Here is an 11,041-nt window from a genome sequence, read left to right as displayed (position 1 = left end):
GAAAGAGTAACTCTCGAATTCACGAGTGTTGCTTTGTGATGCTGATAATCTTGCGACTACCAGTCTTACATTCACAAGCACCCACACGAATTGCTTGATTCAGTTGTTAAAGAGCGTTTCGATCAAGTCTTTCGTCTCAACCGAGGCCGCGCATTCTACAGCAGCCTTTCTCGCTGTCAAGCTGTTTTTCGAAAATTTCTTTTCTACTCAACCGCTTGCCGCCTTCGATCAACTTGCATCTCTCGTCAGCGGGAGGCGAATCATACAGCGTTCAAACTCGCTGTCAACCACCTCTTTCAACCGCTTTCGATCGACCCGACCGAAGCACCGACAGGACTCAACCACCGCCCCTGCCAGCCCGGCGCATTCTACTCGAATTCGCCGCCAGTGCAACCTCATTATTTCGCTAACCTTTTGATTTACAAGAGGTTTTTCTTGAGGACTGCGCCGGAAGTGGTGCGCATTATAGGGACCTGATTTCCCCCGTCAACCATTTATTTCCAACGGAGCGGAAATAGTCCGGGCAATGCGCACCTTCCGTTCTACAGGCAGTCTGTCAGAACAACCTGAGCGTATAGCTCAGAATCAGACGATTCTCATCGATGTCGCTGCGATAGTTCGAGCGAGCCGCCACGTTGCGCACGCGAATACCGACGTTCTTCAGCGGACCGCTCTGCACGGTATAGCCGATGTCCAGATCGCGCTCCCACTCCTTGCCTTCGAAGCCCAGGCCGCTATCGACATTGTCGCCCTTGATGTAACGCACCGTGGTCACCAACCCGGGAATGCCCAATGCGGCGAAATCGTAGTCATGACGCAGCTGCCAGGAACGTTCGTCGGCACCGGCGAACTCATAGGTCGGCACTTCGTTGCCCAGCGGTGCGATGTTATTGAAGACCCGCGGGAACGCGTCGTCGCCGAACATGGCCTGATAGCCGATCATGAAGGTATGGCCGCCACGTTTGGCCGAGAGCTGTGTGAACGCCGCCCGGTTGTCGATAGCGCCAAGCAGCCGGTCACCATCCTCCTGCGAATCGTAGAAACCGATATTGGCACCCAGCACCCAGTCGCCCATTGGCTGGCTGTGCTTGAAGCTGTAGAAGCGCTGGTCGTAGATATCCTCCAGCTGCGCATACCAGATACCCACAGAGGTGCGCTTGTCGTTGAAGGTGTAGTCCGCACCACCATAGTTGAAGCGGTCGCTGCTCAAGCCGGCGCCGAGTTGCGGCGTATGACCGAGCTTGGCAAACATCTCGCCGTCGCCGGCCTCGTTCAGCAGGCTTCCGGAGCGCAACTGGCCGGCTTGCAGCGTCAGTCCGGCGACTTCGTTGGAGACGATGCTGGCCCCCTGGTAGGTCGGCGGCAACAGGCGAATATCGCTGAAGGCGAGCACTGGTAGGTTCGGCGTCAGCTCGCCGATCCTCAGTTCGGTTTGCGACAGCCGCACCTTGAGCGCGGCACCCAGCCGGCTGTAGTCATCCTGCGCCTTGCCATCACTGCCGGTCGGCAGCAGGCCGGTATTGACCCGGCCACCGCCACTGTCGAGCTTGATGCCGAGCATGCCGATGGCATCGACTCCGAACCCGATCGGCCCCTGGGTATAGCCGGAGTTCACCTTGAGGACGAACCCCTGCGCCCACTCTTCGGATTTGGATTGCTGGTTGGGGCCGACGATGTCCGAGAAATCGCGGCTGAAGTAATAGTTGCGCGCCTGCAGCGTCGCGGAGGCATCCCCGATGAAGCCGCTCTCGGCGGCAATCGCATCCGACAGCATGCAAGCGATGCCGAGGGTGAGGGTGATCCGGGTGAACATTGGTTTCTGAATCATGTGGCTCGTCTCTTGTTGTTGTTTTGGGTGCACGCAACCGCTCCCCCGGAATGAGCCGGTGAAAAAGCAGTGGTCGAATGAATCGCTAAGCCGACGGATTCAGCGGGCCGGCTGTTCTTCTTCGGCGCAGGTTGGTCGAGGTATTGCCGCAGGCCCCGGTGTAGGCCGCAGCCCCAGCAGCAGGTGCGCGGCGATACCGAAGATCAGCCCCCAGAACGCCGCCGACAGACCAAGGAAGGACATCCCCGACGCGGTGACCAGGAAGGTGATCAGCGCGGCCTCGCGATCCTGCGCTACGGCCATCGCGCTGCTCAGCGCACCACCGATGGCCGCCAGCAGGGCCAGGCCGGCCAGCGCGGCGATCAGCGCGGCGGGAAAGGCGCTGAAGATCGACACCAGCGTCGCGCCGAAGAGGCCCAGCAGCAGGTAGAACACACCGCCGGACACGCCGGCCACGTAGCGCTTGGCCGGATCTTCATGGGACTCCCTGCCGGTGCAGATCGCTGCGGTGATCGCCGCCAGGTTCAGCCCGTGGCAGCCGAACGGCGCCAGCAGCAGCGAGCCCAGCGCACTGCTGCTGATCAGCGGGCTGGCCGGCGTACCGTAGCCATCGTTGCGCAGCACCGCCATGCCGGGTACGAACTGCCCGGTCAGTGCCACCATGATCAACGGAAAGGCGATGTTGAACATCACCTGCCAGCTGAACTCCGGCGCGATCCACACCGGTGTCGCCAGTCCGATCACCAGCGCATCGCTGCGCAGCTCGCCCGAGGCGATGGCGATCGCCACACCGACGACCAGTACCGCGAGCACCGCATAGCGCGGCATGCCCCGCTTGAACACGAGATAGGTGGCGAACATCGCCAACACCAGCCACGGTTGCTCCCTGACCGAGACGAACAGCCCGGTGCCGAAGCGGAACAGGATTCCGGCGAGCATGCCGGCGGCGATGGCGGCCGGCAGCCGGTTGATGATCCGGTCGAACGCGCCGGACAGACCGACCAGCAGCACCACCAGACTGCTGACGATATAGGCGCCGACCGCCTCGTTGAGCGTGATCTCGGGCAGCAGGGTCACCAGCAGCGCCGAGCCGGGTGCCGACCAGGCGATGACGATCGGCACCTTGTAGCGCAGGCTGAGCAGGATGCCGAGTACGCCGCTGCCGATGGAGATCGTCCAGATCCATGACGAAAGCACGTCATGTGGCATGTTCCCGGCCTTGGCGGCCTGGAAAATGATCACCAGCGGGCCGGCATAGGAGATCACGGTCGCGATAAAACCGGCGACCACGGCGGAGAGCGAGAAGTCCTTCAGCAATGCTTTCATGTCGCCTCGCAAGACAGGCCAGGCGATCCGTGACGGTGTCCGGACCGCTATTGTTGTAGGTATCGGGCGACGGTGGCACGGCATGCACCACCGACCGGCGATCTTCAGGCGCCCTGCAGCGCGCGCGGACGCTTGCTGCGCTGCTCGGCTTCCGGTGCCGGCGCCCGCTGTAGCTGGAAATCGAAATCCACTTCGGCGAAACGCCCCTGCACGCCGCGCTCACGGCCGGCCTCGGCATCCTCGATGAAGCGAATGTCACCGACCAATCCATCGCGCGTTGCATAGGCGAAGTCGTCCCACAGGTACTGGTCGCCGGACAGGTTGATCTGGGTGGTCAGGTGACGATGGCCCGGCGCGGAGATGAAGAAGTGGATATGGGCGGGGCGCTGCCCATGCCGGCCCAGCAGATCCAGGACCTCCTGGGTCGGGCCATCCGGCGAGCAGCCGTAGCCGGACGGCACGATGCTGCGCGCGCGGTAGTGGCCATTTTCGTCGGTGACGATGCGCCGACGCAGGTTGTAGTCCGACTGGCTCTTGTCGAAGTACGAATAGTTGCCTTGGGTATTGGCGTGCCAGAGGTCCACCGTGGCACCGGCGACCGGCTTGCCGTCCGTGTCGGTGACCTGTCCCTGCAGGAACATCGGGGTGGCGACATCATCTTCGCTGCCGTCATCCATACGGGTCACGCCCTGGGCGATCGGCGCGCCGGCCACGTACAGCGGGCCTTCGATGGTTCGTGGCGTGCCGCCGACGAGGCCGGCCTCCTCGTCCTTGGCGTCCTGCAGCAGATCGAGGTAGTGCTCCAGGCCCAGGCCGGCCACCAGCAACCCCGCCTCGTTGCGACCGCCGAGGCGGTTGAGGTAGTCCACCGCCTTCCAGAATTCGTCCTGGGTGATCTCCAGATCCTCGATGATCTTCGCGGTATCGCACAGGATGCGCTTGATCACCGTCTTCATGCGGCTGCTACCGTTGTCGTTGGCGTAGCCGGCGGCTTCCTTGAAGAAACCCTGAATGGCATCGGTGTGGGAGATTTTCACAGTCATGGCTCAGGCCTCGTCTTGTACTTGTCGTTATGGGATTGGCTAGCGGGGCGCCACGGCCCCAGAATCAGGTGTCGTCTTCGCGGATCGACGAGGGATGGCGACAGAGCGCTTGCACCTCGATCTCCATGTAGGGGAACAGCGGCAGCTGCGTCAGGGTGTCGTGCAGTTCCTGCACGCTGGCGACGTCGAACAGGCTGTAGTTGGCGTACTGTCCGGCGATTCGCCAAAGGTGGCGCCAAGTGCCATCGCGCATCAGGCGCTGGGCCAGTTCCTTCTCGTCGGCCTTGAGCCGGGCAGCGCTGGCCAGGTCCATGTCCGGCGGCAGTTTCACGGTCATCTTCACGTGGAAGAGCATGTCGGGTTCTCCTCTTATTTACGGCTGAAGAACGCCAGGCGCTCTTCATCCAGGGTCAGGCCGAGGCCGGGGGTAGGCGGCACTTCCAACTGGAAATCGCGGTAGAGCGGCGCTTCGCTGACGATTTCCTCGGTCAGCAGCAGCGGGCCGAACAGCTCGGTGGCCCAGGTCAGCCGGTTCAGGGTGACGAAGGCATGCGCCGATGCCAGGGTGCCGATCGAACCTTCCAGCATGGTCCCGCCATACAGCGCGATGCCCGCCGCCTCGGCGATCTGCGCGGTGCGCAGCACGGCACGCGGCCCGCCGTTCTTGGCGATCTTCAGGGCGAACACGCTCGCCGCGCCGGCGGCCGCCAGGCTGAAGGCGTCCTCGACACTCTCGATGGACTCGTCGGCCATGATTGGCGCCGGGCTGCGCTGGTTCAGGCGCACCTGGCCGGCACGGTTGATCCGCGAGATCGGCTGCTCGATCAGGTCGATGCCGTTGTCGCCGAGGACCTGGCAGGCACGGATGGCCTGGGACTCGTCCCAGTACTGGTTGACGTCGACACGCACGCTGGCACGCTCGCCCAGTGCCCGCTTGATGGCGATCACGTGCCGGAGATCATCGTTCACCGGGTTGGCGCCGATCTTCAGCTTGAAGATGCGGTGGCGACGGCTATCGAGCATGTGCTCGGCTTCCTCGATATCCCGCGCGGTATCGCCGCTGGCCAGGGTCCAGGCGACTTCCAGGCTGTCGCGCACGCGGCCGCCGAGCAGTTCGCTGACCGGCAACCCGAGGCGCTTGCCCTGGGCGTCGAGCAAGGCGCTTTCCAACCCGGACTTGGCGAAGGTGTTGCCCTTGGCTGCCTTGTCCAGGCGCAGCATGGCGGCATTGATATTGGCCGCATCCTGGCCGACCCACAGCGGCGCCAGGTGGCTGTCGATGTTGCGCTTGATGCTTTCCGGGCTCTCGTTGCCGTAGGCCAGGCCACCGATGGTGGTGGCTTCGCCGATGCCCTCGATGCCGTCGGCACAGCGCACGCGGATGACCACCAGTGTCTGCTGCTGCATGGTGTGCATCGCCAGCTTGTGCGGCCGGATGGTCGGCAGGTCGACGATGACTGCCTCGATGCGCTCGATCAGGGTGTGGTTCATAGCGGTTCCTGGTGTCAGATTCTTCGGTGATCAGACTTTGGCTGCCGACAGCACCGCCGGCGCGCCGATGTCGCTGCGTTTGCTGGAGACGGCGAAGATAGCCATGGCCAGGGCGGCGATGGCGCCCGGTATGGCGAATGCCATGAAGTTCGCTTGCAGCGGCAGTTCGATGCCCAGCAACGCCCCACCCAGCAGCGGGCCGACGATGGCGCCGTTGCGGCCGATACCCGACGCCCAGCCGAGTCCGGTAGAGCGGATCGACAGGCCATAGAACTGTGCGGCGGCGGCGTAGAGCAGGATCTGCGTACCGATGACGGTAGCGCCGGCGATGAAGATCAGCGTGTAGAGCACCGGCATCGGTGACTTGAAACCCAGCAGGCTGATGGATGCCACCGATACTGCGAAGAACGCCACGACCACCTTGGCCAGGTTGAAGCGGTCGCCCAGCCAGCCGCCGAGAATCGCCCCGGCCATCCCGCCGAAGTTCAGCGCCAGCAGGAACGACAAGCTCGAGCCCAGGCTGTAGCCGGCGTTGGCCATCAGTTTCGGCAGCCAGGAGCCCAACGCGTAGACCATCAGCAGGCAGCAGAAGAACGCCACCCAGAGCGACAGCGTGCGCACACCACGACCATGGCGGAACAGCTCCAGCACCGAGGAGCTCTTGCCCTTCGCCTCGACCAGCACCGGCTCGTCGTTGCGGCCCAGCTGCTGGCCCGGGTCGACCTGATTAAGCAGCGCGCGCGCCTGTTCGATGCGGCCCTGGCGCACCAGGAAACCCACCGACTCCGGCAGTTTCCAGAGAATCAGCGGCAACAGCAGCAGCGGCACGGCAGCGGCGAAGAACATCGCCTCCCAGCCGAAGCGCGGCAGCATGTAGATGCCCAGCCCGGCGGAGCACATGCCGCCCAGCGAATAGCCGCTGAACATGACCGCCACCAGCGTGCTGCGCAGCTTCTTCGGCGCGTACTCGTTCATCAGCGCCACCACGTTGGGCATCAGCCCGCCGCAGCCGAGGCCGGCGAGGAAACGGAAGATGCCGAATTCGGCCGGCGTGCTGGCAAAGCCATTGAGCACCGTGGCCCCGCTGAACAGCAGGAAGCAGATGGCGATGCCCTTCTTGCGGCCGATGCGGTCGGCCAGGGTGCCGAACACCAGCGCGCCAAACATCATGCCGAACAACGCGTAGCTGCCGAGCGCACCGGCCTCCAGCGGGGTCAGGCCCCACTCCTTCATGATCACCGGCAGGACCACGCCATAGATGAACAGGTCATAGCCGTCGAAGATCAGCAACAGCGCGCACAGGCACATGACCAGCCAGTGGAACCCGCTGAAGCGGGCGTTATCGATGATGTCGTGGACGTCTACTTTGCGCATGGCAAGGCTCTCTCTTTTATTGTTGTTGTGAACACGCGTCGAAGCGGCTGACGATGTTTGCGCAGGAGCCGGGGAACGGCTGATCGCCGGCAAGCCGGCTCCTACAGGTGAAACGTCACCCCAGGTCGCCCCCGCCCACCGGCAGGGTCACGCCGGTGATATAGGAGGCTTCGTCGGAGGCGAGGAAAAGGATCGCGCCGACCTGCTCGTCGAGGCTGCCGTAGCGTTTCATCAGGCTGGATTCGACGGTCTGGTCGACGATCTGCTGGTACCAGGCCTTCTCCTGCGCGCTCTGCTCGGCGCCGTTGCGCGGGATGCGCCGCGGCGGCGCCTCGGTGCCGCCCGGGGCGGTGGCGTTGACGCGGATGCCGCGCTGGGCGTTCTCGAACGCGAGGCAGGCGGTCAGCGCGTTGACGCCGCCCTTGGCCGCGCCGTAGGGCACGCGGTTGAGGCTGCGGGTGGCGATCGAGGACACGTTGACGATGGCGCCAGCGCCCTGTTCCAGCATGTGCGGCAAGGCGGCATGGCAGCACCACAGCGTGGGGAACAGCGAGCGGCGCACCTCGGCCTCGATCTCGTGCTCCCGGTAATGCTCGAATGGCTTGGCCCAGATGGTGCCGCCGACGTTGTTGACCAGAATGTCGAGGCGGCCGAAGCGCGCCTTGGCGGCGTCCATCACCCGATGGCAGTCGGCGAACCGTTCGAGGTCGGCAGTCAATGTCAGCACCTCGCCGCCCTGCCCGCACAGCTGGTCGGCCAGCTCGTGGACCAGTTCGGAGCGGTCCACCGCCACCAGCCGGCCGCCCTCTTCGACGAAACGCTCGGCCACGCGGCGGCCGATGCCCTGGGCGGCGCCGGTGATCACGGCGACTTTGTTATGGAAACGCTCGTTCATCTTCCCAACCTCTTACCTGATTTGCGCTACCCGTTCGCCGCGAGGACGCGCCTCCCACCGGTTCGGTGTGCACCGCCTGTTTTTGTGGGAGGCCCACCCTCGGGGGCGAGGCTTTTACTGTCGATGACCGCGCCCTTTTCGCGGGCGAGCCCGCTCCTACAGGGCCGTGCACGGCTTGTGCTCAGGCGCTGGCGGCGAATTTCTCGTAGTAGAAGTTCGCCGGTTGCAGGCCCTGCTGGCGGATGAACTGGCTGACCGCCTCGACCATCGGCGGCGGACCGCAGAGGTAGATGTCCACTTCGCCGTCGTTGAGGTGTCCGGGCTCGATGTGCTGGGTGACGTAGCCCTTGTGTGGATAGGCGCTGTCCGGGCTGGCGACACAGGCGCTGTAGCTGAAGTTGGGAATGCGCGCGGCGAAGGCTTCCAGCCTGTCCAGTTCCACCAGGTCGTGGTCGTGGGTCACGCCGTAGATCAGGTGCAGCGGATATTCGCTGCCCTGCTCGGCAATCTTCTCCAGCATGGCGGTGAACGGCGCGAGCCCCGTACCGCCGGCGAGCAGCAGCAGCGGCCGCTTGATGTCGCGCAGGTAGAAGCTGCCCAGAGGCCCGGCCAGCGTCAGGTTGTCGCCGGCCTTGGCCAGGTTGGTGAGGAAGCTGCTCATCAGGCCGCCCGGTACGTTGCGGATCAGGAAGCTGACTTCGCCATCCTTGGGCAGCGAACTGAACGAGTAGGCGCGGGTCTGGTCGCTGCCGGGCACGCGCAGGTTGACGTACTGTCCCGGCAGGAACGCCAGCTGGCTCAGCGCATCGCCCTTGAGCGACAGTGCGATGGTGCTTTCGGACAGCCGGCGCACGTCGCTGATGGCCGCTTCGAAGCACACCTGCTCGGTCTTGCATACCTGCGAGGAGGCTGGCACGCGGATCACGCAATCGCTCTCGGCGCGCATCTGGCAGGTCAGCACGTAGCCCTGCCCGGCCTCGTCCTCGCTGAGCGCATCTTCTATATAGTCGTCGCCGAGGTCGTAGCGGCCGGCTTCGGCGAAGCACTTGCAGGCACCGCAGGCGCCGTCGCGGCAGTCCAGTGGGACGTTGATGCCCTGGCGGTAGGCGGCATCGGCCACGGTTTCGCCGATGTTGCTCTCGATGAAGCGGGTCACGCCGTCTTCGAAGTTCAGTGCGATCTTGTAGGTCATGGCAGCGCCCTCACAGGTGGTACACGTCGATCATCTGGCGGATGTAGTCGTTCTTCAGCACGACCTTCTTGGCCTTGATCAGCGGGTTCTCGCCACGCACATCGAGGGTGTAGAAGCTGGTGCCATAGAAGTGGTCGACGGTCTTGTAGCGGAAGCTCAGGGTGTGCCAGTTGAAGCGCAGCCGGCAGAGGCCATCGGCCTGCTCGAGCAGCTCCAGGTTGCTGATGTTGTGCGAGGTCCGGGTGTCCGGGATGGTCGCGCTGGAACGCTCGGTGCGGATGCGGAAGACTCGGTCCTCCAGGCCGCTGCGGTTGCCGTACCAGATCAGCGAGATCTGGCTCTGCGGGTCCTCGGTCAGCTGGTCGCGGTCGTCCCAGGCCGGCATCCAGAAGCTGGCATCGGGGGCGTAGAGTTCCAGCCAGGCGTCCCAGTCCTTGTCGTCGAGGTAGCGCGCTTCGCGATAAAGGAAGTCACGCGCGGCTTCGTAGGAGATGGTCATTCACGCGCCCTCCACGTGGATCAGTCGTTCGTTCTCGGCTTTCACCGCCCTGAGCATTTGCTGCTGCCAGTAGTGGTGCTGCAGGACGAACAACCCTTCGTCCTCGGTACGCGCGCCGCTCATCAGCGGCTGCAGATCGATTTCCCGGGCGCCGGCGTCGGCACCGTCGATCCAGTGCCTGGCGCCGCGGGACATATCGTTCCATTCCATCGCCTGGCCGGCGAAGCCCTGCTGGCAGGCGCGGAACTCTTCCAGGTCGTCGGGAGTGGCCATGCCACTGACGTTGAAGAAATCCTCGTACTGGCGGATGCGCCGCGCACGGGCCTCGGCACTCTCGCCCTTGGGCGCGATGCAATAGATGGTGACTTCGGTCTTGTCCACCGAGAGCGGCTTGGCGATGCGCAGTTGCGAGCCGAACTGGTCCATCAGGTACAGGTTCGGGTAGAGGCAGAGGTTGCGCGAGTTCTCGATCATCCAGTCGGCGCGGGCCTGGCCGAACTCGGCGATCATTTCCTCGCGACGGGCGTACAACGGACGATCCTCGGGATTGTCCCAGCGGGTCCAGAGCAGCAGATGGCCGTTCTCGAAGGAGTAGAAACCGCCGCCCTTCTTGCCCCAGCCGCCGGCGCTCATGGCGCGGATGTCGTCACCGGCCTCCTTGAGCTTGCGCTGCTGCTGGGTGGCGGCGTAGTTCCAGTGCACGGCGGTGACGTGGTAGCCGTCGGCGCCGTTCTCGGCCTGCAGCTTCCAGTTGCCTTCGTAGACGTAGGTGGAAGCGCCGCGCAGGACCTCGATGCCTTCCGGCGACTGGTCGACCACCATGTCGATGATCTTCTTCGATTCGCCGAGGAAGTCTTCCAACGGAGCGACATCCTCGCGCAGGCTGCCGAACAGGAAGCCGCGGTAGGACGCGAAGCGCGCGATCTTCTTCAGGTCGTGCGAGCCGTCGCAATCGAAGCTGTCCGGGTAGCCGGCTTCCTTGGGGTCCTTGACCTTGAGCAGCTTGCCGGAATTGTTGAAGGTCCAGCCATGGAATGGGCAGGTGTAGGTGGCCTTGTTGCCACTCTTGAAGCGGCACAGCATCGCGCCGCGATGACTGCAGGCATTGATGAAGGCGTTGAGCTCGCCGTCCTTGTTGCGCGCGATGAAGATCGGCTGCCGGCCCATCTGGGTGGTGTAGTAGTCGTTCTTCTCGGGAATCTGGCTTTCGTGGGCGAGATAGATCCAGTTGCCTTCGAAGATGTGCTTCATCTCCAGTTCGAACAAGCGTGGATCGGTGAACATCTCGCGCCGGCAGCGAAAGATGCCCTTCTCTTGGTCTTCTTCGAGCAGCGAATCAAGGTAATCGATTCCCAGGGACATGGCCGGGGCCTCCATTGTTATTGTTTCCACG

At 63.9% G+C, this 11,041-nt stretch carries 10 protein-coding genes; all 10 read right to left on the bottom strand.

What is annotated here, in order from left to right:
* Positions 1-556 precede the first annotated feature (556 nt).
* Positions 557-1,828: an OprD family porin gene (locus CXK94_RS21435; RefSeq protein WP_177325802.1), complete on the bottom strand. Its 1,272-nt coding sequence runs from the start codon at positions 1,826-1,828 to the stop codon at positions 557-559.
* A gap of 99 nt (positions 1,829-1,927) precedes the next feature.
* Positions 1,928-3,154, bottom strand: coding sequence for a benzoate/H(+) symporter BenE family transporter (locus CXK94_RS21430; protein WP_102895805.1), 1,227 nt, complete (start codon positions 3,152-3,154; stop codon positions 1,928-1,930).
* Between the two features lie 104 nt (positions 3,155-3,258).
* A complete protein-coding gene (catA, locus tag CXK94_RS21425) occupies positions 3,259-4,197 on the bottom strand; it encodes a catechol 1,2-dioxygenase (RefSeq protein ID WP_102895804.1) in 939 nt (312 codons plus the stop codon).
* A 64-nt stretch (positions 4,198-4,261) separates the two neighbouring features.
* Positions 4,262-4,552, bottom strand: coding sequence for a muconolactone Delta-isomerase (catC, locus tag CXK94_RS21420; RefSeq protein ID WP_037039149.1), 291 nt, complete (start codon positions 4,550-4,552; stop codon positions 4,262-4,264).
* A 14-nt stretch (positions 4,553-4,566) separates the two neighbouring features.
* Entirely contained in the window at positions 4,567-5,688 is a 1,122-nt protein-coding gene (locus CXK94_RS21415; RefSeq protein WP_102895803.1) for a muconate cycloisomerase family protein, read from the bottom strand.
* A gap of 30 nt (positions 5,689-5,718) precedes the next feature.
* Positions 5,719-7,062, bottom strand: a complete 1,344-nt coding sequence (locus CXK94_RS21410) for an MFS transporter (RefSeq protein ID WP_102895802.1) — start codon at positions 7,060-7,062, stop codon at positions 5,719-5,721.
* Positions 7,063-7,177: 115 nt separating this feature from the next.
* Positions 7,178-7,957: a 1,6-dihydroxycyclohexa-2,4-diene-1-carboxylate dehydrogenase gene (locus CXK94_RS21405; RefSeq protein ID WP_102895801.1), complete on the bottom strand. Its 780-nt coding sequence runs from the start codon at positions 7,955-7,957 to the stop codon at positions 7,178-7,180.
* 181 nt (positions 7,958-8,138) lie between these two features.
* Entirely contained in the window at positions 8,139-9,149 is a 1,011-nt protein-coding gene (gene benC, locus CXK94_RS21400) for a benzoate 1,2-dioxygenase electron transfer component BenC (RefSeq protein ID WP_102895800.1), read from the bottom strand.
* Positions 9,150-9,159: 10 nt separating this feature from the next.
* Positions 9,160-9,648 (bottom strand): benzoate 1,2-dioxygenase small subunit, encoded by a 489-nt coding sequence (benB, locus tag CXK94_RS21395; RefSeq protein WP_037039160.1) that lies wholly within the window; start codon positions 9,646-9,648, stop codon positions 9,160-9,162.
* Positions 9,649-11,010, bottom strand: coding sequence for a benzoate 1,2-dioxygenase large subunit (gene benA / locus CXK94_RS21390; protein WP_102895806.1), 1,362 nt, complete (start codon positions 11,008-11,010; stop codon positions 9,649-9,651).
* Between the last annotated feature and the right edge of the window lie 31 nt (positions 11,011-11,041).

Source organism: Stutzerimonas stutzeri (genome assembly GCF_002890915.1).
GTDB lineage: Bacteria > Pseudomonadota > Gammaproteobacteria > Pseudomonadales > Pseudomonadaceae > Stutzerimonas > Stutzerimonas stutzeri_AF.
The sequence above is the reverse complement of the archived record's forward strand: the minus strand, read 5'-3'. Positions and strand labels throughout refer to the sequence as shown.